Raw genomic sequence first — 25,449 nt, 5'->3', positions numbered from 1 at the left:
TCAGATTGTTAGTCACTGGTTTCGTCGCCGCGGCGCAAGGTGTAGACACCTTCAGGCAAGTCAAGTGCTGCGGCCAAGTCCTGTGCTTGCGACATGCTGAGTGTGATTTTTTGCATGGTCTTGGTGCGCGGGTCGTATTGCTCGAGGGTGATGCATTCCTCAAAGGCATTGATCACCACATCTTCGCCCAAAGGCGCTGAGCCTTCGTCGACGAGGGTGATCACGGTGCTGTCAAATTCGTGTTCGATTGAAAACATGCGTTAACCATAAGCAAGCCCCTGCCGAGCGCAAGTGATCAAAGGCGCGTGAGGGGGCTGGTCGGGGCTTGGCTTGCTGCTATGATGGGCTGGAAACTGGTTAAGATGGCGTTTGAAATGACAAGAATTCTCTGTGGGCTAACCGGCATTTCTCTTTTGTTTTTAGGTGCTTGCGTTGAAAGCACGGTGCCTCAAGAACCCGTTAGTAAACCTGCGGTAAGCGCAGCTTTGCCCGAGCGCACTGCGGCAAAGCTGTTTGTCAGAGTGGTTGACGTGGTTGAGCCGGTGGCTGAACGCGAATGTCGGGCGCGCACGAAAGGGATGAATTGCGATTACAAGATCGTTGTGGATGACCGCCCGGGGCAGCCTGTAAATGCGGCGCAAACGCTTGATAAAGATGGCCGCCCGATCATTATTTTCACCCTCGCGATGATCAAAGATGTGCGCAATGCGGACGAGCTGGCCTTTGTGATGGGCCACGAGGCGGCGCACCATATTGCAGGGCATTTGGAGCGCCAACAGCGCAATGCTTCGACCGGAGCTTTGGTGTTTGCAGGGCTTGCGGCTTTGGCTGGTGCTGACGCGCAAACCCTTCAAAACGCTACGGATATTGGCGCTCAGGTTGGAGCAAGAACCTACTCGAAAGACTATGAGCTTGAGGCCGATATCCTCGGCACGGTGATCAGCAAGAAGGCCGGATATGACCCTGTGAAGGGCGCGGCGTTTTTCTCGCGTATCCCCGATCCTGGGGATCGGTTCCTTGGAACGCACCCACCGAACGCACAACGTATTGAAGTTGTTCGCAAAACCGCGGCAGCGCTTTGATAAAGCTTGAAGGGGTGATCACGGATCGGGGCTCGAAGTATAGTGTTTCGGGCGGGCCTGCCGAGAGCCGTGCGGATGCTGACGCTTTCCTTAAGGCTTTGAAACGAAACAAGAAATACGCTAGGGCCACGCATAATACCTGGGCGATGCTCTTGCCCGATGGCACGCCGCTCAAGGCCGATGACGGCGAGGCGGGGGCTGGCATGGTGATCGTTAGAATGCTGGAACGCGAGGGGCTTTTGGGCCATATCGTCGTGGTGACGCGCTGGTATGGCGGCAAGCACTTGGGCGGCGACCGCTTTCGCCATGTGCAAGATTGCACGCGGGCTTACTTGGATGAAGTGGCGAAAGGTTAACGGGCGTTTTGAGCCTGTGACTTGCGTGCATATGGCAGTGCATACCACAGTGCATAATGCGTGCTGACAGTTTTGGCGGTACTGAATTGGTTAACTGGCTGGCGCAATGGTTAACAACAGGCGGAGCGCTTGGACCTCGGGGATGGTGCGAAGCGCCCTCCCCATGGGGGAGGGTTTGAGGCGTCTTGAAAACTGTCGAGGACAGTTTTAGCCGAAAACGGGCGGAGCCCCGAACGGGCGCGGCCCAATCGGAGATTAAGCTGGACATAGCTTTTGGGTTGAAGCTCTTAATTCAACTTGAGATAGTATCTGCAATTCTCAAAGGTATTGTTCGATGGAAATTTTGAAAGACGCTTTTGATGCGCTCTCACAAAGAGTGCGCTCTCCATTTTTCGGCTCAATTTTGTTCGCTTTTTTTGCGATTAATTGGAAGCCAATTTGGTATCTGCTTTTTGCAGACCAGCCAGTTCAAGCAAAGTTCGATTTCTTTGATAAGTCTACTGACTTTGGATCCCTGTATGCGTTTCCGCTACTCGCGGGAGTTCTTCTCGCGCTTGCTTGGCCTTGGCTACGTTTGTTGGGCGCATGGGTCGCCATTAAGCCGACCATGCAACTTCGAAATATGCAATCAGACTCTGCGATAGATCACCGCATTCATCGTTTAGGAAAACTGGCGGATGAAGAAAGAGCAAAAGCAAAACTTGCGGCTGAGACGGAGAACGCCAAAATTGACGCAGCTAAGCGACTGAAGGAAGCGCAGACTGTTAGCACTGAAACTGCTACGGAGATTGTTGGAGAAAGAGAAGAAAAGGAGTTGGCTGAAGAAAGCGATCTAGATTTTGGACAACTAGAAGATTATTCTTTTGCTATCGAAATATTGGCGAGTGCAGCTAAGTCTGACAATGGTGCAGTGAGAATACAAAACAACACGATAGAGAAGTACTCGAGCTTAAATGGCTGGGGAAAGGCCGTCCAATTAGAAAGCCATCGAGAAACTCTTGAAGCTCAGGCGACGATGAGTTTTTTGAAAGGCGTAGGTTTGGTTGGATCGAACTCTGGAGGAGGATTTGCAATTACCAGCTTAGGATATGAGGCTCTGGAATATTTCTCCGAATAAATAGGGCGTTCTAAGTTTCTGACAAACATCCCCACAAGTCATACTCCCCCGCCTCGTCCACCTCAACGCTGACGATCTGTCCAACCTTCAGCCCCTCAGTGCCTTCGTCTATGAACAGGTTCCCGTCAATTTCCGGCGCGTCGGATTTGGTGCGGCAGGTGGCGATGCCGTCTTCGTCTATGTCGTCGATGATGACGTCGATGCGCTGGCCGACTTTGGCGGCGAGTTTGGCTTCCGAGATGGCTTGGGCTTTTTCCATGAAGCGCTCCCAGCGGTCTTGTTTGATCTCCTCGGCAACGTGATCGGGCAGGGCATTGCTGCGCGCGCCCTCGACGTTTTCGTATTTGAAGCATCCGACGCGGTCGAGCCTCGCTTCGTCCATCCAGTCGAGTAGGGTTTGGAACTCCTCTTCGGTTTCGCCGGGGTAGCCGACGATGAAGGTTGAGCGCAGGGTGATGTCGGGGCAGAGGCCGCGCCATTCTTCAATGCGGTCAAGCGTGCGTTCGGCGTGTGCGGGGCGGGCCATGCGCTTGAGGGTTTCGGGGTGTGCGTGTTGGAAGGGGATGTCGAGGTAGGGCAGGATCAGGCCTTCGCTCATAAGCGGGATGAGTTCGCGCACGTTCGGGTAGGGGTAGACGTAGTGGAGGCGCACCCAGATGTCAGGCGAGAGTTGGCCGAGCTCGCGGGCGAGGGTTGTGATCGGCTGCTCGGTGAGGCCGCGGCGGATATCGCTGGCCCAGTCGGTGCCATAGGCTGAGGTATCTTGGGAGATCACCAGCAGCTCGCGCACGCCGTTATCCACAAGCTTTTCTGCCTCTCGCATGACGGCTTTATGCGGCCGCGAGGCGAGTTTTCCACGCATATCGGGGATAATGCAGAACTTGCACTTGTGATTGCAACCCTCTGATATCTTTAGATAACTATAGTGTCGAGGTGTGAGGGAAACACCGGAAGCAGGCAGCAAGTCAATGAACGGGTCTGGCGAGGGCGGCACAACGTTATGCACAGCGTCGAGAACCTGTTCATATTGGTGCGGGCCAGTGACGGCAAGGATGCGCGGGTGATGCTCGCGGATGTAGTCGGGCTCGGCCCCCAGGCATCCGGTGACGATGACTTTGCCGTTCTCGTTGAGGGCTTCGCCGATGGCGTCAAGGCTCTCGGCTTTGGCGGAATCAAGAAAGCCACAGGTGTTGACGATGACGGCCTCGGCGCCTGCGTAGTCGGGCGAGATGCCGTAGCCCTCGGCGCGCAGGCGGGTGAGGATACGCTCGCTGTCGACCAGTGCTTTGGGGCAGCCAAGCGAGACCATGCCGATTGTTGGCTGGCCATCACGGCGTGTTTCAGAAAGCTTGGCGTTTGCAAGATCGGGGCGCAGGGAGGGCGGATTTTGTGACATGTGCGGCGTATAACGGCTGTGCGGCGCTTAAGGAAGCACGATTGTGTGTGTCCGGTTGTGGTGCTTGCGTTGAGTGCATAGGTTTGGGGCGAAACCTAAGGAGGGTCGCATGGGGCTTATTCGCAAACTGTTGTTGGCAATTGTTGTTTTTGTTCTGCTGGTCGTGGCGGGTTTGTTCATGCTGCCGAAAGAGCGGATCGCGAAAGTTGCCAGCACCGAGTTGAGCAAAGCGCTTGGGCGTGACGTTGTGCTGAGCGGGGATCTCGGGATCAGCTTGTGGCCGGTGCTGGGCGTGAAAACCGGGCCTGTGCTTGTCGCGGCACCCGAGTGGGCGGGCGATGCACCGTTGCTCAAGGCAGAGGCGCTCAACATTGGGGTGTCGGCTGCGGCGGCTTTGCGCGGCGATATTGAAGTGCGGCGGCTGGTTCTGGTTGCCCCCGAAGTGTCGCTTGTGAAGGCAAAGGACGGACGTGAGAGCTGGGCGTTTGGCGACGACAGCGGCGAGGGCGGCAGCAGCACCGCGCGCAAGGTAAGCCTTGAGCGTGCCGAAGTGAGCGGCGGCAGCCTAGTTTACCGCGACTTGGGCACCGGGACTGTCGAGCAGTTGAGCGCGGTTGATGCCGTTGTCAGCTTGCCTGATCTGAACGGGCCTTTGACGGTGAGTGGCAGTGGGCGCCGTGGCAACGGGGCGCTGGCTATCGAGGCGGTTATTGCCGACGCTGGCGCGTTTCTGAGCGGCCGGTTGGTCGGTGTTAAGGCGAGCGTAACAACCCAGGGCGGGAGTGCCAGCTTTAACGGGCAAGCCACGCAAGCGCTTGATGCTAAGGGCAAGTTGCAAGTTAACGCCAAGAGCACCGCACAGTTTTTGGCGGCGCTCGGGCTTGATGCGAGTGCGCCGCCTCAGGGGCTGGGGCAGGCGATCGGGCTGAGTGCTGACATGATCTACTCTGGCGGCAGTGTCGTGAACCTGCGGAGCATGGCGCTTGATCTGGACAACAACCGCGTCGAGGGCGAGGTTGATGTGCGCTTTGATCGCGGGAGTGTGCCGATGGTGACAGCCAACCTGCGCGCGGGGGCGCTGGACTTTGCGGCGCTGAGCAGTGAAGGCGGAAGCGGCGAGGCAAGCAGCGGTTGGAGCACGACGCCGATTGATGCAGGCGGCTTGGCAGCGGTGAACGCCAAGGTGCGGCTTGCGGCGGCTTCGGTTGACCTAGGAATGATGACGCTGGGTGCGACGGATATGTCAGTGACGCTCGAGCAGTCACGCGGGGTGTTCAAGCTGAACAAAGCCACGGGCTACGGCGGAACAATCGTCGGTGAGTTTGTGATCAACAACCGCTCGGGGCTGTCTGTCGGCGGTGACCTGAGCGTGTTGCAGGCTGATGTGAAGCCGTTGCTGATGGATTTGGCAGGCGTTGAGCGTCTGTCGGGTAAGGGCGACGGGCAGATCAAGTTTCTTGGCGTCGGGCAAAACCTGAATGCGATTATGAACTCGCTTAAAGGCAGCGGTGGGCTGGCTATGGGGCAGGGCACGATCGCGGGGTTTGACCTTGATAAGCTGATGAGCAGCGGCAGTGCCAACGGCACCACGGTGTTCAACCAGATGGGCGCGAGCTTTACGATCGAAGGCGGTGTATTGCGCAATGACAACCTCCAGATGCTGCTTGAAAACTACAAGACCACCGGCTCGGGGCGTGTCGGCCTTGGGGCGCGCGACATTGACTATACCTTTGTTCCGACAGCGCTGCGGGCGCGGGGCGGCAAAGGGTTGGCTATTCCGGTGCGGGTGCGCGGGCCTTGGGCTGATCCGAAGATCCTGCCCGATCTGAGCGCTGCGATTGATCTGAACCTCGCCGAGGAGAAGGCAAAGGTTGAACAGAAAGCCAAGGATGCGGTGAAGGCCAAGATCGAGCAGGAGCTTGGCGTGACCCTTGAAGAGGGCGAAAGTGTCGAAGACGCTGTGAAAGAAAAGGTTGAGGACAAGGTCAAGAAAGAACTGCTGAAGATCTTCGAATGAGGGCGCGGGACTTCGCAGCTAGCGCTGGATGATCTCGGGCCAGAGGGCCGCATTTTTGCGGCGGAAGGCAGCGAGGTGACCGACCTCTCCGAGACCGAACTCGGCCGGCGACAGCACAACGTGGGTTTGCTTGGCGTCGGGGTGCCAGTCGCCTTGTTGCCGGACGACATGCGGCGGGATCATTTCGTCATCCGAAAGTGAAACGGTGCGCAACTCGCAGGTGAGCGACTGCGGGTTAGCGAGGCGCTTGTCGGGGTCGTTGTCACAAAACCCGCGGGTGGTGCACCAGCGCCGCCATTGCCAGAAAACACCTGACGGGATGTCAGCGCCGAGGCCGGTTTTCTTACCGGGGAGGTAGCCCATGACTGTTGTGAACAGCGGGCCGAGAACGTGCCAGAAGCTGAGCACAAAGAGGCGGTAGGGCATTGGATGTTCGCTTTGATACGCAGGGCCCGAGGTCACAGCGATGGCGCGTTTGAGGCGCGGCTCGGGGGCATGAAACCGGTGACCAAGACCGCCGAGAGAGTGGCCTATCATCCAGAGATCGCCTTCAGGGACGCGGCTGAGAAGGTAGCTGCGGGCGGCTTGCACGTCGTCGACAGCCCAGATTGCCATTGTGGCCTTTGAGGCTTTCATCGGCCCGTGGAGGGAGGCGCCGAAATCGCGGTAATCGTATGACAGGACGGCCAACCCGTGCTCGGTGGCGAGCCAGCGCGCGAAATGCTGGTAGTAGCCATGCGGGATGCCGGTTGCGGCGCTGATCAATACGGCACCGTTGGTGGGGCTGTCCGGAGCGAAAAATGTGCCTGTGAGGCTTGCCGTTCCGGCGGGGAAAGTGACAGTTTCTTCCTTCATGCAAAAAGGCTGACACAATGTGCCAGCCTTTGAAAAGTGCGACGTGGGGGAAGCTTGTTAGCTGTTGCTTTGGTTTTTTTGCACGATTTCAGCAAGCATGGTGTTGATCTGCTCGCCTGACATCGCCAGTGCGCCGCCGAGTTTGCCGACGAACTTTTGCTCTTTGCCGTCTAGCTGACCGTCAGAGGCAACGACCATGAGAACGCCTTTCATCATCAGTTCTTTTTCCTCGGGGTTACGACCCTTGGCAAAGCGCTTGAACTCGCTGTCTGAGAGATCTTCGTCGGCGAGATCAGCTATTTGGCGCACAGTTTCAGTTGTGAAGGTCTGACCTGTCATTTGCTGGGCGACGTTCTGGATTTCGGTGACTTCTTCGGGGGCGATGACGCCGTCGACTTTGGCGGCGTGGCACATGGCGTCGAGGATCGCTGTCGCTGTCGGGGTAGCGTCCCCCATCAGGGCTTCACGGGCTTTGCGGCGCTTGCGTGTGTTGAGATATCCCATGCCAGCGAAGGCGACGACAGCGAGCACAAGAAGCCAGCCCCAATGCCCCATGATCTTGTCTTTGATAGCGAGTTTGGCTGTGGCTGGCACGCTTTCGGGGATCGCGCCCGAGGCTTTGGCTTTTGCGAGGTCTGCGTCGCTGAGTGACATGTAGCGTTCGGCGATACATTTGTTGGGCGCGAGAACATAGCCTTCAAGGCTGCGGAACAGGTTGACGAAGAAGATCGAGTTGGTTTCGACCAAATGGCAGAGCGCGAATTTTGTGCCGTCGATTTCAACTTTGGTGTCGGAGACAAAGATCAGGTCTTGGCTTGATGAACCGCGGCGACGGGCTTCGGCTGCGTTGGCTGTGAAGACTGTCACTGCTGCGAGAAGGAGAGGAAAGATAAGGCGCATTTGTAAGGATCCTGTATTTGTTTTGGCCGACAAATAGCAGGGATGGATGCGTGATTTGGAAAAATGCGGCAGCTTTGCCATTAACCGCCGGGGTTGTGGCAAAGCTGCACTTTTTTAGCTATGAATAGCACCGTCGCCACAAGCGAGCGCGGCCTCGCGCACGGCTTCCGAGTACGTCGGGTGAGCGTGGCATGTGAGGGCGATGTCTTCGGCGGAGGCGCCGAATTCCATTGCCACGCAGAGTTCGTGGATCATGTCGCCAGCAGCGGGGCCGATGATGGCTGCTCCGAGCAAGCGGTCGGTTTCGGGGTGAACCATGAGCTTCACGAAGCCGTCGCCCTGGTGCACGGCCTTGGCGCGGGCGTTGCCCATAAACATGAACTTGCCGACCTTAGGCTTAATGCCTTGTTCTTTAAGCTGCGCTTCGGTCGCGCCGACTGTGGCCACTTCAGGCGTTGTGTAGACCACGCCGGGGATGACGCCATAGTTAACGTGTCCGTGCTTGCCTGCGACGACTTCGGCCACGGCCATGCCTTCATCTTCGGCTTTGTGGGCCAGCATCGGGCCTTCGATCACGTCGCCGATGGCGTAGATGCCTTTGACGTTGGTGGCCCATTGCGCGTCTGTCGCGATCTGGCCACGCTCGGTGCGCTTGACGCCGAGCGCTTCGAGGCCGAGGCCGTCAACATAGGGTTTGCGGCCTGTTGCGACCAGCACCACATCGGCGTCGAGCACTTCTTCCGCATCGCCTGCTTTCGGTTTGTAGGTGACTTTGGCTTTGCTCTTGGTGGCGTCGACTTTTTGCACGGCCGCGTCCATGATGAAGGTGAGGCCTTGTTTCTCGAGCAGGCGCTTGAAGGTGCGCTGCACGTCGGCGTCAAAGCCCGGGCAGACGGCGCTCATGTATTCAACCACAGTCACTTCAGAGCCGAGGCGCGCATAGACCGAGCCGAGCTCAAGCCCGATGACACCCGCGCCGATGACGACGAGTTTCTTCGGGATTTTGTTGAGCTCAAGTGCGCCTGTGCTGCTGACGACAACCTTCTCGTCGATCTCGACACCGGGGAGGGTTGCCACCTCGGAGCCTGATGCCACGATGATGTTTTTGGCGTCATGCACGTCGTCGCCGACTTTGACTTTGCCAACTTCGGGTATGCTCGCCCAGCCTTTGATCCAGTCGATCTTGTTCTTTTTCATCAAGAACTCGACGCCACCAGTGTTCTGGCCAACCACTTCGTCCTTGTAGGCAAGCATTTGTTTCCAGTCGACGGAGGGGCTTTTGCCTTTAAGGCCCATCGAGGCAAAGTTGTGCTCGGCTTCGTGCAGCATATGTGTGGCATGCAGCATGGCCTTTGAGGGGATGCAGCCGACGTTCAGGCAGGTGCCGCCAAGCGTTTCGCGCCCCTCAACGATTGCGGTTTTGAGGCCGAGCTGTGCGCAGCGGATAGCTGACACATAGCCGCCGGGGCCTGCGCCGATGATGATTACGTCATATGATGCCATTGTTTTGGCTCCTTATTTTGTATGTGCAGCGTTTTAGAAAAGCGCGGCGAGGATCATGAATGTTGAGGCGAGCAACCCGATAAACCAGATCAGCGAGCGCCAAGGGGCGAGGCCGAGGAGGTAGGCGGGCCAGTATGCTATACGGGCGATGAGATAGACCCATGCGCAGGCGGCGGTAAAGCTTGAGGCGGCTTCGCCGAGCGTGACGACGACAACCGCGAGGGTGAACAGGATGAGGCCCTCAAAGTGGTTGTTCATGGCGCGTTGGGCGCGGCCGGCGGTGCCTGTGAGGACATGTGCAACATCGCGTGGGCCAGCGGCTTTCTTGGGCCCGACTTGCCGAATTGACAGCGCCGAATAGAGGCTGAACTGCGCAACTTGGAGTAAGCCTGCGAGGGCGAGAACTGTAAGTTCGGTTGTCATGTTTTATCCTGTATCGTGATTGGCGTTCCGTTTGGCACAAGTGACCAGATTTCGCGCATTTGGGCGTTGGTGACTGCGATGCAACCATTTGTCCAATCATACATCAAGTGTAAGCGGGCGAAAACACCCCAACCGTTTGGCAAGCCGTGGATCATGATGTTGCCGCCAGCGGAGGCATTGCGTTCCTCGGCTTTTGCCCTGTCTTGAGCGTTGGGGTAGGATATGTGTAGGCTGAGGTGGGCGACTGAGTTCTGGTTGCGCCAGTCGATTGTGTAGGTTCCTTCGGGGGTCTTTTCGTCGCCTTCCTCGCTTTTGTGGCCCTCCGGGTTGGCCCCAAGCGAGATGTCGTAACTGGCGATCACCTCGCCATTGCGCAACAGGTGAAGTTCGCGCTTGTCTTTGAAGACGCGGATCTCGTCGGCCTGCTCGGAAGCGGCGGCCATGTCTGGCGGTGTGCCCGAGCCGATGCGCGCCATGAGCTTTGTGTAACCGATGACGCCGATTGCGATGAGGGCGATAAGGGCGAGGAGGGCTAGAGCGCGTTTCATGTTGCCACACTCCAGGCGCGGCGGCTTTCTGCAGTGAGAACTTCTGCGCGCAGGGCGGTGTCCGCGGCGCAGCAAGCGGTTTCAAGCGCGGCGATTTCGGCGTCATCGCGCCACTCGGTGAGGCGCGCTTGAACGGCAGGCCAGTGGCGCAGGATGCTGTCGTCTTGATGGGCGTTCTGGTTCGCCATCCGGTGCCATTTCGAACCGATGTGATACTTTTCGGAGCGTTTGCCTTGCCCGTCGCCGCGATGATTTTTCATCAGGAAATCGTCGCTGGCGCGGGTGTAGTGGTTTAAGACTGCGGCGTCGGGCTTAACGGCGCGCTTAACAGGGCGATACTGGCTTCGCTTGAGGGTGAAGGCGGCCTGAAAGCCGAGGTTCGTGCCGTCGGCGGCAACGGTTATGACATCGCGGGTGGGCTGTTGTGGCATATGGTCGTTGGCATGCTCGAACGCATCGATGCGAAACATGGATTTGAACTTGACGGTTTCAGGGTTTGGCGTGACCTCGCAGGCGGTGAAGTTTGGCAAGATCGGAAGAGTGCGGGCGCTGTGGCCACTGTCGCCAAAGGCGAGCCACGGCAGGGCGATGGCATCGGCATGACCGGTATCGGCGAGAAGGTCGGGGAGGCGGCCTTGGCCACTTCGGATATTGAGGAACTCGTCGGCGTCAATGTGGCAGAGCCAAGTTGTGTTGGTGGTGCGCAGGTATGCGAGTGCAAGGCGCATGGCGTTGTCTTGCGGGGCTTGGCCCTCGGCAACGGTTTGGTTGATGTGGGTCACGAGGCCACGTTTTGAGAGCGCGTCAAGCAGCGCATCAGAGCCATCGATGCAATCGTTGGTGACGATGACAATCTGCTCAAAGCCTATGACGCGGTGATAGGCGAGCCATTCAAGCAAGTAAGGCCCTTCATTGCGCATCGCGGCGGTGAGGGCGGTGCCTACTAATGAGGGCACCCTACGAACTCATAGATTTTGCGAAACCACCTATAGCACTTCCAAGAAAATCACCAATTGCAGAGAAATCTCTGTTCTGGTTTTTAGGTTGGACAACATACTCAGCGACCGTAACGGATTTTCCGTCAACTTCAAGCTTAGCACCCATAATTGCAATTCCTCGACTAGTGAGCGTTGGGCCAAGCCACGTCCAAGAGCCCATAGTGTGAGCTGTATTTGACCAGGTAACGATTCCTTCGTTAGCAAGCCAGTTCATACAGGGCTCCACTGTGTCCAGAAACTCTTCGTCTAGTTTGAAGTCGACATGATTGACCATCTCAGTATTGATCCCAATGTCGAGCAGTTTCGCGAGAATAGCAGAAATTACGATAGCGTTCTTTTCCAAAGCCTTCATGAAATAACCTCCTCAGTTAGTTGACTGCAAGCGTAGCACCCTCGCGTTTGAGAGGAAGCTGCGCTTGTGCTTGTAGGGAGTTCTTCGGCGCAAATTTTACAGATCCATAAGCAGGCGCTGTGGGTCTTCCAACGCTTCTTTGACGCGCACGAGGAATGTCACCGCGCCTTTGCCGTCGACGACGCGGTGGTCGTAGGACAGGGCGAGATACATCATCGGGCGGATCACAACTTCGCCGTTGATCGCCATTGGGCGGTCCTGGATTTTGTGCATGCCGAGGATGCCCGATTGTGGCGGGTTGAGGATCGGTGAGGACATCAGCGAACCGTAGACGCCACCGTTTGAGATGGTGAATGTGCCGCCTTGCATTTCGGCCATGGAGAGCTTGCCGTCGCGGGCGCGTTTGCCTTTCTCGCTGATGGCTTTTTCGATGTCGGCAAAGCTCATCTGGTCGGCGTCACGGATGACGGGGACGACGAGGCCTGTGGGGGTGCCAGCGGCGACGCCCATGTGGACGAAGTTTTTGTAAACCACGTCGGTTCCGTCGATCTCGGCGTTGACTTCGGGCACTTCTTTAAGGGCGTGCACGCAGGCCTTGGTGAAGAAAGACATAAAGCCGAGACGCGCGCCATGCTTTTTCTCGAACTCGTCTTTGTATTGCTTACGCAGGGCCATCACGGCGGTCATGTCGACTTCGTTATATGTCGTCAGCATGGCAGCGGTGTTTTGCGCCTCTTTGAGGCGGCGGGCGATGGTCTGACGCAGACGTGTCATTTTCACGCGTTCTTCGCGGGATGCATCGTCGGCCGAGACGGGTGCGCGCGGGGCTTGTGCTGCGGGGGCGGCTGGTGCCGGAGCGGCGGGGGCTGCTCCTGAGCCAGCATTCATCACGTCTTCCTTCATGATGCGGCCATCGCGGCCTGTGCCTTGCACTTGATCGGCGCTGAGGCCTTTTTCGGCCATCAGTTTTTCAGCCGAGGGCGCGTTTTTGGCGCCTGCTGCTGCGGCGGCGGTAGGGGCCGGAGCGGCGGCGGCTGGTGCGGCTACTGCCGCGCCTGAACCTGATGTGATCACCGCGAGTTTGGCGGCGGCGTCAACTGTTGCGCCTTCGGCTGCGATGATCTCGGTGAGCGTGCCTGCGGCGGGTGCTGGCACTTCGACGCTGACTTTATCGGTTTCGAGTTCACAAAGCATTTCGTCTTGCGCGACAGTGTCACCGACGGCTTTGAACCATGTTGCAACAGTTGCTTCGGTGACACTTTCGCCAAGCGAGGGCACCATCACGTCAACAGCGGCTCCGGCTTCTGAGCCTGCGCTTTCGGCGGCAGCTTTGGGGGCTGCGGCCGGCGCGGGGGCTGCGCCTTCGCCTGCGTTGATGGTTGCGAGCAGGGCGTCTACACCGACAGTTTCGCCCTCTGCGGCGACGATTTCGCCAAGCGTGCCTGCGGCGGGGGCGGGCACTTCGACGGTGACTTTGTCTGTCTCTAGCTCACAGAGCATTTCGTCCTGGGCGACAGCATCGCCCGGATTTTTGAACCATGTGGCAACGGTTGCTTCGGTGACGCTTTCGCCAAGTGTTGGAACGCGAACTTCTGTCATGGGTTATTTCCCCTTCTTAAGTGTGAGCGCCTCGTCGAGGAGGGCGGCTTGTTGTGCTTTGTGTGCTGAGGCGAGGCCGGTTGCGGGTGACGCGCTTGCGGAACGACCTGCGTAGATCGGGCGGGCGGTTTTGGCTTTGATGCGGCCCAAGACCCACTCGATGTTTGGCTCGATGAATGTCCATGCGCCTTGGTTCTTTGGCTCTTCCTGACACCAGACGACATCGGCGTTCTTAAAGCGTGAAAGCTCGCTGACCGCGGATTGTGCGGGGAAGGGATAGAACTGCTCGATGCGCATCAGGTAGATGTCGTTTATGCCGCGGGCGTCACGCTCTTCGAGCAGGTCGTAGTAGACTTTGCCCGAGCACATAACGACGCGTTTGATCTTGCTGTCGGCGACAAGCTTGGTGTCGGAGTTGCCTTGCTGTGCGTCATCCCACAACACGCGGTGGAAGCTTGAGCCGGTGGTGAACTCTTCGGCTTTGCTGACCGCGAGTTTGTGCCGCAGGAGCGATTTCGGTGTCATCAAGATCAGCGGCTTGCGGAAGGTGCGGTGAATCTGCCGGCGCAGGATGTGAAAGTAGTTGGCCGGTGTTGTGCAGTTGGCAACGATCCAGTTGTCTTGACCACATTGCTGCAGGAAGCGCTCGAGGCGGGCCGAGGAGTGCTCGGGGCCTTGGCCTTCGTAGCCGTGTGGCAGCAGGACAGTCAGGCCCGACATGCGCAGCCATTTGCTTTCGCCCGACGAGATGAACTGGTCGAACATGATCTGGGCGCCATTGGCGAAGTCACCAAACTGGGCCTCCCAGAGTGTCAGCGCGTTAGGTTCGGCGAGCGAGTAACCATACTCAAAGCCGAGCACGGCATACTCCGAAAGCATGCTGTCGATCACCTCATACTGCGCCTGACCGGCACGGATGTTGTTGAGCGGGTAGTAGCGCTCTTCGGTGTTTTGATCGACAATGCCCGAGTGGCGCTGTGAGAAAGTGCCGCGGGTTGCGTCCTGGCCCGAGAGGCGCACTGGGTAGCCCTCGGTCAGCAAGGAGCCGTAGGCCAATGCCTCGCCTGTGGCCCAGTCAAAGCCCTCGCCGCTTTCAAACATCTTGGCTTTGGCGTCAAACAGGCGGCCAACGGTTTTGTGCACTGGCACGCCCTCTGGCACTGAAGACAGTGCTTTGCCGATTTCTGCAAAGGTTTCGGGTTTGATCGCGGTTTCGCCGCGCTGGTAGTCTTCCTTGCGCTTATCAAGGTGTGACCACTTGCCATCAAGCCAGTCGGCTTTGTTTGGCTTGTAGTCTTTGCCGGCTTCAAACTCTTCAGACAGATGCGCCTGAAATCCAGCTTTCATGTCTTCGATCTCGCCCTCGGGGATGAGCCCGTCTTTGACCAAAGTCTCGGTGTAAAGCGAGAGTGTGGTTTTGTGGGTCTTGATCTTTTTATACATGATCGGGTTAGTGAACATGGGCTCGTCGCCCTCGTTGTGACCAAACCGGCGGTAGCAGAAGATATCAAGCACCACGTCTTTGCCGAACTTCTGGCGGAACTCTGTTGCGACGCGGGCGGCGTGCACCACTGCCTCCGGGTCGTCGCCGTTGACGTGGAAGATCGGCGCTTCGACCATCAGCGCGATATCGGTCGGGTAGGGCGAGGACCGGCTGAAGTGCGGTGCGGTGGTAAAGCCGATCTGGTTGTTCACCACGATATGCATGGTGCCGCCGGTTTTGTGCCCCTTGAGGCCCGACAGGCCGAAGCCCTCGGCAACCACGCCTTGTCCGGCAAAGGCGGCATCACCGTGCAGCAGGATGCCCATAACAGACTTGCGCTCTGCATCACCGAACTGGTCTTGCTTGGCGCGGACTTTGCCGAGCACAACAGGGTTCACAGCCTCAAGGTGTGAGGGGTTGGCAGTGAGCGAAAGGTGCACCGAGTTGCCGTCAAACTCACGGTCGGAACTGGCACCTAGGTGATACTTCACATCGCCCGAACCATCGACATCTTCGGGCTTGAAGCTGCCCCCCTGGAACTCGTTGAAGATCGCGCGGTAGGGTTTGTGCATGACGTTCGCCAGCACAGAAAGACGCCCACGGTGCGGCATGCCGATGATGATCTCTTTGACGCCCAGAGCACCGCCGCGTTTGATGATCTGCTCCATCGCCGGAATGAGGCTTTCGCCACCATCAAGGCCAAAGCGCTTGGTGCCCATATACTTAACGTGCAGGAATTTCTCGAAACCCTCGGCCTCGACCATCTTGTTCAAAATAGCTTTGCGGCCTTCGCGGGTGAAGGTGATCTCTTTGTCGTAGCCTTCGATGCGCTCTTTCAGCCAGCCCGCTTCTTCGGGGTTGCTGATATGCATGTATTGCAGCGCAAACGTGCCGGTATAGGTGCGCTTCACGATATCGATGATTTGACGCATGGTGGCAAAGTCGAGGCCAAGCACTTTGTCGATGAATATTGGCCTGTCCATGTCGGCTTCGGTAAAGCCGTATGACTTTGGCTCAAGCTCGGGGTGGGGCGTTGCATCGCGCATTCCGAGGGGGTCGAGATCGGCAACCAAGTGCCCGCGGATGCGGTAGGCGCGGATGATCATCAACGCGCGGATGCTGTCGAGCACGGCTTGGCGAACGGCCTCGTTTGTGGCGTCAACGCCAGCGCTTGCGGCGCCTTTCTTGATCTTGTCGGTGGCGGCTTTGCTCTCGCTTTCAACCCACTCGCCGGTGAGCGCTTGAGTGAGGTCATCGGCAGGCATTGGCGGCCAGTCGTTGCGCGCCCAAGACGGGCCAGTCGCTTCGGCTTTCACGTCAAGCTCGGCATCGCCCAAATCAGCGAAAAAGGCGCGCCATGCGTCGTCAACCGAAGCAGGGTCAGCGGCATACTGGCCGTATAGTTGCTCCAGATACGCGGCATTATGCCCCTGCATAAAGGAAGACGCGTGCTGCTGGTCGTTTGTGGGTTGGTCAGTCATTGGGAACACCTATGCGCTCGAGCTAATGTTTTGAGGCGTTTAAGGCCCGCTCAGGCCGGAAGGATCGCGGCGGCTAAATGAGCCGCCGCAACTATGCTTAACCAATCGCTTCAATCACGGCTTCGCCAAGTGTGGCGGGGCTGTCGGCGACGATGATGCCTGCAGAGCGCATGGCTTCGATCTTGTCTTCCGCGCCGCCTTTGCCGCCAGCGACGATGGCGCCAGCGTGGCCCATGCGACGTCCGGGAGGGGCCGTGCGACCCGCGATGAAGCCGGCTGTTGGTTTCCAACGGCCTTTCTTCTTTTGGTCGGCCAGGAACTCGGCTGCTTCTTCTTCGGCTGAACCGCCGATTTCGCCGATCATGATCATTGAGTGTGTCTCGTCGTCATCGAGGAACATGTCGAGCACGTCGATGTGCTCGGTGCCTTTGATCGGGTCACCGCCGATGCCGACAGCTGTTGACTGGCCGAGGCCCAAGTCAGTTGTTTGCTTGACCGCTTCGTAGGTTAGTGTGCCGGAGCGGCTGACAACGCCGCAAGTGCCGCGCTTGTGAATATGGCCGGGCATGATGCCGATTTTGCAGGCATCCGGCGTGATAACACCGGGGCAGTTCGGGCCGATGAGGCGGCTTGAGCTGCCTTCGAGCGCGCGCTGGACGCGCATCATGTCAAGCACGGGGATGCCCTCGGTGATGCAGATGATCAGCGGCATTTCGGCGTCGATCGCTTCAAGGATACTGTCAGCTGCGAAGGGGGGCGGCACGTAGATGACGCTCGCATTCGCTTCGGTGACGTGCATCGCCTCATGGACAGAGTTGTAAACCGGCAAGTCAAGATGCGTGGTGCCGCCTTTGCCCGGTGTCACGCCGCCGACCATCTTGGTGCCGTAAGCGATAGCTTGTTCTGAGTGGAATGTGCCCTGCGAGCCGGTGAGGCCTTGGCAAATCACTTTGGTGTTTTCGTCTACTAGGACTGCCATCGTGGTAGTCTCCTTGTTATCTTGTCGGGTGGCAACGCCACCTCAATTTGTGATGCGGGCCTGCGCGGCCCGCTGGCTATTCATTTGGCCCCTGAAGTGGCTGATGCATGATCAGCTTCGAGGGCAGCATTGGCGTATTCGAGGAACTCTTTGACGAATTCCTCCTTCGGAAGTTCGAGTTTCTTTACCAAATAGCCAATGCCGGCTTCGGGCGAAGATGAGATAGCTTTGGCGGTAAACCTGAGCTTGGCCGCAGCGTAAGCCTCAGGGGAAACCTTGATAGCTACTGTCTCCCAACGGCCATTAGCGGACACCCCGTATTGAACGGATTGAACCGCCGACCAAGGGATTTCGTTGGCGAACATACGCTTATCGCTAAAACCCGTCGGCTGAAGCAACATGCCTTTAGGCCGCCTCAGCAAAGCCAGCCCTCCGAGCACCATGATTGCTCCGATGCTCAGAAAGATCAAACCTACAATTTGCAGCGCCTCGCGGTCACTGCTGCCAGAGCCGCGAAGCCCAATGACATTGAGAGCCAGCCCTGCGCCAAAGACGCAGACGATAAGGCCGAACCATATCAAGCTCATGTCTGAACCGTTGGTTTTGAGTTTCTTGGTTTCCATCACCCGAACGCCTCTTACCCTTTAACCGCTTTCACGATTTTCTGGGCGCCGTCTTTGAGGTCGTCAGCGGCGATCACGTCAACGTCGGAGTTGTTGATGATGGCTTTGCCTTCTTCCACGTTGGTGCCCTCCAAGCGGACAACCAGCGGAACCTTGAGGCCGACTTCTTTCACCGCGGCAACGACGCCCTCGGCGATCACATCGCAGCGCATGATGCCGCCGAAGATGTTGACGAGGATGCCTTTGACCTGCGGATCGGAGGTGATGATCTTGAACGCTTCTGTCACCTTCTCTTTGGTCGCGCCGCCGCCCACGTCAAGGAAGTTGGCTGGCTCGGCACCGTAGAGCTTGATGATGTCCATCGTTGCCATGGCAAGGCCCGCGCCGTTAACCATGCAGCCGATCTCACCGTCGAGCGCGATATAGTTGAGGTCATACTTAGAAGCCTCAAGTTCTTTCGGGTCTTCTTCGGTGACGTCGCGCAGCTCGGCTATGTCGGCGTGGCGGTAGATCGCGTTGCCGTCAAAGCTGACTTTGGCGTCGAGCACTTTAAGGTCGCCCTTGTCGGTGACGATCAGCGGGTTGATCTCGAGCATCTCCATGTCTTTCTCAAGGAAAGCTTTGTAAAGGAGCGACATGAGCGCAACGCATTGCTTTACTTGTGCGCCTTTGAGGCCGAGCGAGAAGGCGATGCGGCGACCGTGGAAGGCCTGATAGCCTGTGGCCGGATCAACCGAGAAACTCAGGATCTTCTCAGGGGTGCTGGCTGCAACTTCTTCGATGTCCATGCCGCCCTCTGTCGAGCAGACGAAGGACACGCGGGATGTCTGACGATCAACCAGCAGCGCGAGGTAAAGCTCGGTTTCGATGCCTGAGCCGTCTTCGATGTAGATGCGGTTGACTTGCTTGCCAGCCGGGCCTGTCTGGTGCGTCACAAGTGTGCGGCCCAACATGCGCTTGGCTTCTTCGGCGGCTTCTGCAACTGACTTGGTGAGGCGCACGCCGCCTGCTTCGCCTGCGTCGGCTTCCTTGAACTTGCCTTTGCCACGCCCGCCTGCGTGAATTTGCGCTTTGACGACCCAAAGAGGCCCGTCCATTTCGCCAGCGGCGGTTTTCGCGTCTTCGGCTTTGAGGACAACGCGACCATCAGAAACTGGGGCGCCGTAGGAGCGAAGGAGGGCCTTCGCTTGATACTCATGGATATTCATGAAGTTTTCCCGTTTATTTGCTTCGGTTGCTAGAAGTAGTCGCACAAGGTTTCGGAAAACCTAAGGTGTTTTGATCAGTTTTTTGTAGAAACGGGCAATTTTGAGCGATTTGTGATCACAGGCTGAATTGTGTGATCACAAATACAGAGAGTTGACGAACTATGCCTCGGACAAAAGGGAATCACCTGTTTGTGGGAGGTGCCGGGCATTTAGGCTTGCAGTGAGCAGCGCCTGAAGGCAGTTTTGAAATCGTGGAGGGCGGAAATGACGAAGCCGAGTTTACAGAGCAGGGCGGTTTGATGCCATTGGTTCGGCTTGGCCAAAAGCTTGTTTTCTTTGCGCATATCCCCAAAACCGGAGGCTCTTCTCTTGAAGACTGGCTGAGCGCCGCAGGCCGGGTTGCGCTGCGGCACAACAGTGCGATCGAGGGCATGCATTGCCCACCGCAACACATGCATGCGGCGTTGTTTGAACCGTTGTTCAAGAACGGCTTTCTGGATGCGAGCTTTGCGGTGCTACGTGACCCGACGGCGCGGCTGGTGAGCGAGTATCGCTACCGTCGCGGGCAAGTCGAGCGCAGGGGCAAACGCGAGATGCCGAGCTTCGAGCGCTGGGCTGAGAGGGCGTTTCGCTTGTATGAAGACAACCCTTACTTTCTTGACAATCACATCCGCCCGCAGGCCGAGTTTGTTGGTGATGGCATGAAACTTTTCCGCCTCGAAGACGGGCTTGAGGCGGTGACTGACTGGCTGCAAGAGCTAAGCGGAGTTGAGGGGCCTGAACTTACGCATAAACTGCAAAGCACCGGCGAGGCTGTCGGTGTAAGCGTGGCGATGCAAGTGACGATCCGCAAGTTTTACGCGGCAGACTTCGAGCTGCTTGACAGCCTCACGTAACGAAAAAAAGGCGCCCCGAGGAGCGCCTTTTTGTAAATATATCAGAGGCTTATGCCAGTGAAGGGTCGATCTCTTTGCAAGCTTTGACGAGGCCTTTGACAGCGTCGACTGATTTGTCAAACATCGCCTGCTCGTCTTTGTTGAGCTTGATTTCGACGATCCGCTCAACGCCGCCAGCGCCGATCACGGTTGGCACGCCGACATAGAAGTTGTCGAGGCCATAGGCACCGTCAACATTTGCCGCGCAAGGCAGCAGGCGCTTTTGGTCTTTGAGGTAGGCTTCGGCCATCTCGATCGCTGAGGAGGCTGGCGCGTAATAGGCTGAGCCGGTTTTCAGCAGGCCAACGATTTCGGCACCGCCGTCGCGGGTGCGCTGGATGATCGCGTCAAGTTTGTCTTGAGTGGTCCAGCCCATTTTCACGAGGTCAGGGAGCGGGATACCTGCAACTGTCGAGTAGCGCTCAAGTGGCACCATCGTGTCGCCGTGACCGCCAAGAACGAAGGCTGTTACGTCGCGCTTGGAAACGTTGAACTCTTCCGAGAGGAAGTGACGGAAGCGCGCTGAGTCAAGCACACCAGCCATGCCGCAAACCTTGTTGGCGGGCAGACCGGAGAATTGCTGAAGCGCCCAGACCATCGCGTCGAGCGGGTTGGTGATGCAGATAACAAAAGCGTCTGGCGCGTGGGCTGCGATGCCTTCGCCAACTGATTTCATCACTTTGAGGTTGATGCCGAGCAGATCGTCGCGGCTCATGCCTGGTTTGCGCGCAACACCGGCGGTTACGATGCAAACGTCTGCGCCAGCGATGCCTGAATAGTCGGTCGTGCCTGACAAGTCAGCGTCGATGCGCTCGACCGGAGCACTCTCGGCGATGTCGAGGGCTTTGCCCTGTGGGATGCCGTCGGCGATATCAAACAGGATGACGTCTCCGAGTTCTTTGATGGCTGCGAGGTGAGCGAGCGTGCCGCCGATCATACCTGAGCCGATGAGGGCAATTTTGGGTCGGGCCATGGATATCTCCAATCGAGGTTAAATTTGCGCATGGCGTAGGCGCTTTGCGTGGCGAAAGCAAGAGCGCTGCGGTGCGGCGCGGCGAGAAGTGATCTTGCTTGTGGCCCTCTGATAGCGCTAATTCGGTTTAGAAACCGTGACTTTGGAGGCGTTTACAGTGGATCTTGGTTTTTTGCTGATTGCCGGTGCGGCTGTGGTCTTTGCGGGGGTGTCCAAGGCGGGCTTTGGCTCGGGGGCGGCCTTTGCGGCGGCGGCGATTCTGGCTCTGGTTGTTGAGCCGGGACTGGCGCTGGGTATCATGTTACCGCTGCTGATGCTGATGGACGCGGCGACTTTAAGGCCTTACTGGAAGCGCTGGCGTCGGGAGGACGCGCGGCTGTTGATTATCAGCGGTGTGCCGGGTGTTGTCTTGGGCGCGTTGTTTTACAAGGTTGCCGATGCTGATACGCTTCGGCTTCTGATCGGGGCGATTGCCGTTTTGTTTGTGATTTACCGGATCATTGGGCGCAGCGGCAGGTTGCCGATTGCGCAGAGGCCGATGGGAGCCGTGGGCGGTGCTTTCTTCGGGGTTTTGACCGGTTTTACCAGCTTTATCAGCCATGCGGGCGGGCCAGCGGCGGCGGTTTACTTACTGTCCCAGAAACCGGGCAAGACCGAGTATCAGGCGACGTCCGTGCTGGTGTTCTGGGCGATCAACATAGTTAAGGTCGTGCCCTATGCGTTTATGGGGATATTCACGTTAGAGACGCTGAAGGTTGACCTGATGCTGGCCCCGTTTGCGCTGTTTGGCGCCTGGCTTGGCGTCAAAGCGCATTTTCTGATCAGCGAACGGGTGTTCTTCGGTCTGACCTATGTGTTGCTGACGGCAACAGGCTGCAAGCTGATCTGGGATGGGCTGACATGAGTTTGCGGACTTTAACGATTGAAGACTGGCCCGAGGCCGAGGGGCTTTACCGGGAGTTGACGGCAAGCGGGGCGGTTGCAGGGCGCGCGGCTTTTGAAGCCGTGCTCGGGCACGCTGGCACGCGGGTTTTATGAAGCTGTAGGTTTCAAGGCCGATGAAAAGCACGGCATGATATTGCGGCTTTAGGCGTCATTGCCTTTGGCTGGCAGAGCTTCGGCCAAGGTTTCAAATGCTTGACCACTGGCGACGAGGCAGGTGAGGCCTGCGGCGGTTGTGACGGTGATTGTCCAAGTGCCGCTGGTTTGCGAGGCAAAGACTTCAACCACCGCATTGTTGGCGCCGAGGCCGACGGATTGCCGCGTTTCGCCGTATTTTTCGGCGAGGCGTTCAACGATGCGCTCGCGCGGGGCGCAGTTCTGGGATGCGAATGCGGGGGCCCCGATTACGAGTGCGATGACGAGAGCCGTTTTGGCTATGAGTTGCATGGTGAGAACCTTTCTTCCTAACGGATGTGCAATGTTCTTAGCCTTGCGCGCAGGGTTTGAGGTTTGGTTAACGAAGCGGGCGTTAAGACGAATGTGAGGGAAGTTTGAAGATTTGGGCTACAGTTTTAGGCGCCCATTCTGCATTGCAGCAACTTTGCACTTGAAGTTTTCGCCCGAAAAATGCGAGGTCTGCGCAACTTTATTGCTGACATACTCGGAGATCAAAATGGACATGCCACGCCCTTACCGCTCGGTTCTTTACATTCCCGGCTCAAAAGACCGCGCTTTGGAGAAGGCTCGCGGGCTTGATGTGGATGCGATCATATTTGATCTGGAAGACGCTGTGACGCCTGATGCCAAGGTTGAGGCGCGCGATACCTTGAAGGCGGCTCTGAAAGAGGGCGGTTACGGCGCGCGGGCGAAGATCATCCGGCTGAACGCGCTTGATAGTGCCTGGGGTAAGGACGATGCGGCGGCGATGAAGGATGCCGAGGCGGATGCTTTCCTGCTGCCAAAGGTGAACACGGCAGCCGATGTTGACGCGCTGGCGGCGATTGTCGGACAGGACAAGGCAATCTGGGCGATGATCGAGACGCCGCTTGGTGTGCTGAACGCCAAAGAAATCGCGGCGCATCCGCAGATGAAGGGCTTTGTTGCGGGCACCAATGACCTTGCCAAAGAGCTGAACTGCCGTTTCCGCGCTGACCGTTTGCCGATGCAGGCCAGCTTGCAGATGATGCTGCTCGCGGCGCGGGCTTACGGTGTTGTGGCGATCGACGGGGTGTATAACCAGTTTAAGGACGACGCGGGCCTGAAGGTTGAGTGCGACCAAGGCCGCGACATGGGCTTTGACGGCAAAACGCTTATTCACCCTGCGCAGGTTGAGGTGTGCAATGCGGCCTTCTCGCCAAGTGAGGCCGAGATCGAGCTTGCCAAACGCCAGATTGCAGCGTTTGAAGAGGTTGAAGCCAGCGGGCAGGGCGTTGCAGTTGTTGATGGTAAGATCGTCGAGAACCTGCATGTAGAAACCGCGCAGAAAATTCTGGCGATGGCTGCGGCCATTTCCGGCACGTAACAATAGGAGACGGCAATGACGATTTTGATCGCAGGTTTGGTGCTTTGGTATGGCGGGCACTTTTGGAAACGCGCACTGCCGGAAAAACACGCAGCGATGGGCGCTAAGGCCAAGGGTGTTTCGGCTTTGGTGATCGTCGCTTCGGTTGTGTTGATGGTGATCGGATATCGCGCGACCGAGAGCTTTGATCTTTGGATTGTGCCGTCATTCATGAAGCACATCACCGTTTTGCTGGTGCTGATAGCGCTCTACTTTACCAGCCCCGGGCCGAGCAAAGGCGCTGTGTTTTACAAAATGCGGCATCCGATGCTGATCGGCTTCAAGATCTGGACGATCGCGCATTTGCTGGTCAATCCTGATGTGGCCTCGTTTGTGCTGTTCGGCGGACTGCTGGCTTGGGCGGTGCTTGAGGTGATCGTGATCAACCGGAGCGAGCCAGAGTTTACGCCAAAGCCCAGAGGCAGTATCGGCAAAGATGCGATGTTCCTAGCGATCTCGGTGTTGCTTGTGGGCGTGATCGGCTATGTGCACGGGCTTGTTGGCCCCAACCCTTTCGGAGGCTGATATGCTGATTTATCGACTGCTGACAGAAGACGACACATCGGCGTTTTGCCACAAGGTTTCGGATGCGCTGAGCAAGGGCTGGGAGCTGTATGGCTCGCCGACTTATGCCTTTGACAGCGCGCGCGGTGTGATGCGCTGCGGACAGGCTGTGACCAAGAATGTCGAGACGCCTTACACGCCCGATATGAAGCTAGGAGCGCAGTGACTATGGCAAAGACAAATTCGGGCAATTTCTTTGAAGATTACAGCATCGGTCAAGTGATCGAGCACGCCGTGCCGCGCACTGTTGGTGAGGGCGAGCGCGCGCTCTATCATGCGCTTTATCCGGCAAGGCATGCGCTTTACTCGTCTGACATGTTCGCGGCTGATAGCGGGCTAGAAGGCAGCCCGATTGATGACTTGGCGGCGTTTCATGTGGTGTTTGGCAAGACGGTACCTGATGTGTCGCTCAACGCGGTTGCCAACCTTGGCTATGCCGAGGGGCGCTGGCTGCGGCCTGTTTACCCCGGCGATACTTTGCGCTCGGTGAGTGAGGTGATTGGCCTTAAGCAGAACTCTAACGGCAAGACCGGTGTTGTTTGGGTGCGCACGCGCGGGCTGAACCAGATGGAAGAGGTTGTGCTCGAGTATGTGCGCTGGGTGATGGTGCGTAAACGCGACTTGGATGCACCCGCGCCCGAGACAGTTGTGCCTGAGCTTAAAGGTGTCATTCCGGCTGATGAGCTGGTCATTCCCGAGGGCTTGGACTTTAGCACCTACGACTTTTCGCTGGCCGGTGAGCCGCACCGCTGGGGCGACTACGAAGTTGGTGAGCAGATCGACCATGTTGACGGTGTGACCATAGAAGAAGCCGAACATATGATCGCAACGCGGCTCTGGCAGAACACCGCCAAAGTGCATTTTGACGCGACATTCCGGCCTGACGGGCAGCGGCTTATATATGGTGGTCATATCATCTCGATGGCGCGGGCGTTGAGCTTTAATGGCCTTGCGAACGCGCAGATGATTGTCGGGCTGAACGGCGGCGCGCATGCAAACCCCTGCTTTAGCGGGCTGACGGTTAAGGCTTGGTCGGAGGTGCTGGACAAGGCTGAAACGTCAGCGCCGGGCGTTGGTGCGGTGCGCTTGCGGCTTGTGGCGACGAGCGGAGGAGATGCTTTCACGCTCAAAGGCGAGGATGGCAAATACCTTCCGCATGTCTTGCTTGATCTCGATTACTGGGCTTTGATGCCGCTGTAATGATGCTGTAATGATGCTGTAATGATGCTGTAATGATGCTTGAATTACCAAAAGAGTGAACCCGATGAACACTGTTGAAAAATCACCAAAATCTTATGGCCTGGCGGTTATACTGTGCGGCATTTTCGGCGTTGTAGGAGTGCATCACTTCTACCTTGGCAACATTATCCATGGTTGTGTTGACTTCGGGTTGTTCGTTATCGCTATATTGCTGTTTGTTAACGGGCAAGAAGGCTTAGGCATGCTTGTTTTGTTGGCAGACGCGCTGCATACGATCATAGTGTTTTATGCACTGATCACCGAACAGGCACGCGACTCGTTAGGGCGTGTGGTGAAACTATAAATTGTTATTAA

At 57.5% G+C, this 25,449-nt stretch carries 28 protein-coding genes; 12 read left to right on the top strand and 16 right to left on the bottom strand.

The features are described from left to right. Nucleotides 1–8: 8 nt before the first annotated feature. Nucleotides 9–257: a hypothetical protein gene (locus KO498_RS17300; protein WP_215961165.1), complete on the bottom strand. Its 249-nt coding sequence runs from the start codon at nucleotides 255–257 to the stop codon at nucleotides 9–11. 117 nt (nucleotides 258–374) lie between these two features. On the opposite strand from KO498_RS17300, the gene KO498_RS17295 reads away from it, so the two are divergent. From KO498_RS17295 to KO498_RS17285, 3 genes are all read left to right on the top strand, one after another. Beyond that, nucleotides 375–1,082, top strand: a complete 708-nt coding sequence (locus KO498_RS17295; protein ID WP_215961164.1) for a M48 family metalloprotease — start codon at nucleotides 375–377, stop codon at nucleotides 1,080–1,082. After that, the gene (locus tag KO498_RS17290) at nucleotides 1,079–1,438 is read left to right on the top strand and encodes a YigZ family protein (RefSeq protein ID WP_215961163.1); all 360 of its coding nucleotides are present in this window, start codon (nucleotides 1,079–1,081) and stop codon (nucleotides 1,436–1,438) included. The genes KO498_RS17295 and KO498_RS17290 overlap by 4 nt, the downstream gene beginning before the upstream one ends. A 334-nt stretch (nucleotides 1,439–1,772) precedes the next feature. After that, a complete protein-coding gene (locus tag KO498_RS17285) occupies nucleotides 1,773–2,555 on the top strand; it encodes a hypothetical protein (RefSeq protein ID WP_215961162.1) in 783 nt (260 codons plus the stop codon). 10 nt (nucleotides 2,556–2,565) lie between these two features. Here KO498_RS17285 and rimO read toward each other — a convergent pair whose 3' ends face one another. Then, nucleotides 2,566–3,951: a 30S ribosomal protein S12 methylthiotransferase RimO gene (rimO, locus tag KO498_RS17280; protein ID WP_215961161.1), complete on the bottom strand. Its 1,386-nt coding sequence runs from the start codon at nucleotides 3,949–3,951 to the stop codon at nucleotides 2,566–2,568. Nucleotides 3,952–4,060: 109 nt separating this feature from the next. Between rimO and KO498_RS17275 the strand changes: the two genes are divergently transcribed. Further along, nucleotides 4,061–5,968 carry an AsmA family protein gene (locus tag KO498_RS17275; RefSeq protein WP_215961160.1) on the top strand — a complete coding sequence of 636 codons (1,908 nt, stop codon included), beginning with the start codon at nucleotides 4,061–4,063 and terminating at the stop codon, nucleotides 5,966–5,968. A gap of 18 nt (nucleotides 5,969–5,986) precedes the next feature. Here KO498_RS17275 and KO498_RS17270 read toward each other — a convergent pair whose 3' ends face one another. The 12 genes from KO498_RS17270 to sucC all read right to left on the bottom strand — a co-directional run bounded on the left by KO498_RS17270 (nucleotide 5,987) and on the right by sucC (nucleotide 18,920). Then, a complete protein-coding gene (locus tag KO498_RS17270; RefSeq protein WP_215961159.1) occupies nucleotides 5,987–6,823 on the bottom strand; it encodes an alpha/beta hydrolase family protein in 837 nt (278 codons plus the stop codon). 57 nt (nucleotides 6,824–6,880) lie between these two features. Then, nucleotides 6,881–7,723, bottom strand: coding sequence for a TerB family tellurite resistance protein (locus KO498_RS17265; protein ID WP_215961158.1), 843 nt, complete (start codon nucleotides 7,721–7,723; stop codon nucleotides 6,881–6,883). Between the two features lie 114 nt (nucleotides 7,724–7,837). After that, entirely contained in the window at nucleotides 7,838–9,226 is a 1,389-nt protein-coding gene (gene lpdA / locus KO498_RS17260; RefSeq protein WP_215961157.1) for a dihydrolipoyl dehydrogenase, read from the bottom strand. A 33-nt stretch (nucleotides 9,227–9,259) separates the two neighbouring features. Continuing rightward, nucleotides 9,260–9,649 (bottom strand): MAPEG family protein, encoded by a 390-nt coding sequence (locus KO498_RS17255; protein ID WP_215961156.1) that lies wholly within the window; start codon nucleotides 9,647–9,649, stop codon nucleotides 9,260–9,262. After that, entirely contained in the window at nucleotides 9,646–10,197 is a 552-nt protein-coding gene (locus tag KO498_RS17250; protein ID WP_215961155.1) for a L,D-transpeptidase family protein, read from the bottom strand. Before KO498_RS17250 ends, KO498_RS17255 begins: the two co-directional genes overlap by 4 nt. Further along, nucleotides 10,194–11,153: a glycosyltransferase family 2 protein gene (locus KO498_RS17245; protein WP_215961154.1), complete on the bottom strand. Its 960-nt coding sequence runs from the start codon at nucleotides 11,151–11,153 to the stop codon at nucleotides 10,194–10,196. Before KO498_RS17245 ends, KO498_RS17250 begins: the two co-directional genes overlap by 4 nt. 1 nt (nucleotide 11,154) lies before the next feature. Further along, nucleotides 11,155–11,547, bottom strand: coding sequence for a hypothetical protein (locus KO498_RS17240; protein WP_215961153.1), 393 nt, complete (start codon nucleotides 11,545–11,547; stop codon nucleotides 11,155–11,157). Nucleotides 11,548–11,643: 96 nt separating this feature from the next. After that, the gene (odhB, locus tag KO498_RS17235) at nucleotides 11,644–13,146 is read right to left on the bottom strand and encodes a 2-oxoglutarate dehydrogenase complex dihydrolipoyllysine-residue succinyltransferase (protein ID WP_215961152.1); all 1,503 of its coding nucleotides are present in this window, start codon (nucleotides 13,144–13,146) and stop codon (nucleotides 11,644–11,646) included. Between the two features lie 3 nt (nucleotides 13,147–13,149). Beyond that, complete coding sequence (locus KO498_RS17230; RefSeq protein WP_215961151.1) at nucleotides 13,150–16,110, bottom strand: 2-oxoglutarate dehydrogenase E1 component; 2,961 nt, start codon at nucleotides 16,108–16,110, stop codon at nucleotides 13,150–13,152. Between the two features lie 97 nt (nucleotides 16,111–16,207). After that, the gene (gene sucD / locus KO498_RS17225; RefSeq protein ID WP_215961150.1) at nucleotides 16,208–17,089 is read right to left on the bottom strand and encodes a succinate--CoA ligase subunit alpha; all 882 of its coding nucleotides are present in this window, start codon (nucleotides 17,087–17,089) and stop codon (nucleotides 16,208–16,210) included. Nucleotides 17,090–17,169: 80 nt separating this feature from the next. After that, nucleotides 17,170–17,712: a hypothetical protein gene (locus tag KO498_RS17220; RefSeq protein ID WP_215961149.1), complete on the bottom strand. Its 543-nt coding sequence runs from the start codon at nucleotides 17,710–17,712 to the stop codon at nucleotides 17,170–17,172. A gap of 14 nt (nucleotides 17,713–17,726) precedes the next feature. Beyond that, entirely contained in the window at nucleotides 17,727–18,920 is a 1,194-nt protein-coding gene (sucC, locus tag KO498_RS17215; RefSeq protein WP_215961148.1) for an ADP-forming succinate--CoA ligase subunit beta, read from the bottom strand. Nucleotides 18,921–19,171: 251 nt separating this feature from the next. Between sucC and KO498_RS17210 the strand changes: the two genes are divergently transcribed. Beyond that, nucleotides 19,172–19,816, top strand: a complete 645-nt coding sequence (locus KO498_RS17210) for a sulfotransferase family 2 domain-containing protein (protein ID WP_215961147.1) — start codon at nucleotides 19,172–19,174, stop codon at nucleotides 19,814–19,816. A 49-nt stretch (nucleotides 19,817–19,865) separates the two neighbouring features. Here the strand turns inward: KO498_RS17210 and mdh are convergent, their stop codons facing one another. Continuing rightward, complete coding sequence (mdh, locus tag KO498_RS17205) at nucleotides 19,866–20,828, bottom strand: malate dehydrogenase (RefSeq protein WP_215961146.1); 963 nt, start codon at nucleotides 20,826–20,828, stop codon at nucleotides 19,866–19,868. A 157-nt stretch (nucleotides 20,829–20,985) separates the two neighbouring features. Here mdh and KO498_RS17200 point away from each other — a divergent pair, with 157 nt between their 5' ends. Further along, entirely contained in the window at nucleotides 20,986–21,732 is a 747-nt protein-coding gene (locus tag KO498_RS17200) for a sulfite exporter TauE/SafE family protein (protein WP_354667677.1), read from the top strand. Continuing rightward, nucleotides 21,729–21,866 carry a hypothetical protein gene (locus KO498_RS17195; RefSeq protein WP_215961144.1) on the top strand — a complete coding sequence of 46 codons (138 nt, stop codon included), beginning with the start codon at nucleotides 21,729–21,731 and terminating at the stop codon, nucleotides 21,864–21,866. Before KO498_RS17200 ends, KO498_RS17195 begins: the two co-directional genes overlap by 4 nt. A 48-nt stretch (nucleotides 21,867–21,914) precedes the next feature. On the opposite strand, the gene KO498_RS17190 is transcribed toward KO498_RS17195, so the two are convergent. Next, on the bottom strand, nucleotides 21,915–22,217 hold the full coding sequence (locus KO498_RS17190) for a hypothetical protein (protein ID WP_215961143.1): 303 nt from the start codon (nucleotides 22,215–22,217) through the stop codon (nucleotides 21,915–21,917). Between the two features lie 226 nt (nucleotides 22,218–22,443). On the opposite strand from KO498_RS17190, the gene KO498_RS17185 reads away from it, so the two are divergent. From KO498_RS17185 to KO498_RS17165, 5 genes are all read left to right on the top strand, one after another. Continuing rightward, nucleotides 22,444–23,292 carry an HpcH/HpaI aldolase/citrate lyase family protein gene (locus KO498_RS17185; RefSeq protein ID WP_215961142.1) on the top strand — a complete coding sequence of 283 codons (849 nt, stop codon included), beginning with the start codon at nucleotides 22,444–22,446 and terminating at the stop codon, nucleotides 23,290–23,292. A gap of 15 nt (nucleotides 23,293–23,307) precedes the next feature. Then, nucleotides 23,308–23,856 carry an NnrU family protein gene (locus KO498_RS17180; protein WP_215961141.1) on the top strand — a complete coding sequence of 183 codons (549 nt, stop codon included), beginning with the start codon at nucleotides 23,308–23,310 and terminating at the stop codon, nucleotides 23,854–23,856. A 1-nt stretch (nucleotide 23,857) separates the two neighbouring features. Continuing rightward, nucleotides 23,858–24,061, top strand: coding sequence for a DUF1737 domain-containing protein (locus KO498_RS17175; protein WP_215961140.1), 204 nt, complete (start codon nucleotides 23,858–23,860; stop codon nucleotides 24,059–24,061). A 2-nt stretch (nucleotides 24,062–24,063) separates the two neighbouring features. Beyond that, the gene (locus tag KO498_RS17170; protein ID WP_215961139.1) at nucleotides 24,064–25,095 is read left to right on the top strand and encodes a MaoC family dehydratase; all 1,032 of its coding nucleotides are present in this window, start codon (nucleotides 24,064–24,066) and stop codon (nucleotides 25,093–25,095) included. A gap of 64 nt (nucleotides 25,096–25,159) precedes the next feature. Beyond that, nucleotides 25,160–25,438, top strand: a complete 279-nt coding sequence (locus KO498_RS17165; protein ID WP_215961138.1) for an NINE protein — start codon at nucleotides 25,160–25,162, stop codon at nucleotides 25,436–25,438. The last annotated feature ends 11 nt before the right edge of the window (nucleotides 25,439–25,449 follow it).

It is taken from the genome of Lentibacter algarum (genome assembly GCF_018860975.1).
In the GTDB taxonomy this organism is placed as follows: domain Bacteria; phylum Pseudomonadota; class Alphaproteobacteria; order Rhodobacterales; family Rhodobacteraceae; genus Lentibacter; species Lentibacter algarum_A.
The sequence above is the reverse complement of the archived record's forward strand: the minus strand, read 5'-3'. Positions and strand labels throughout refer to the sequence as shown.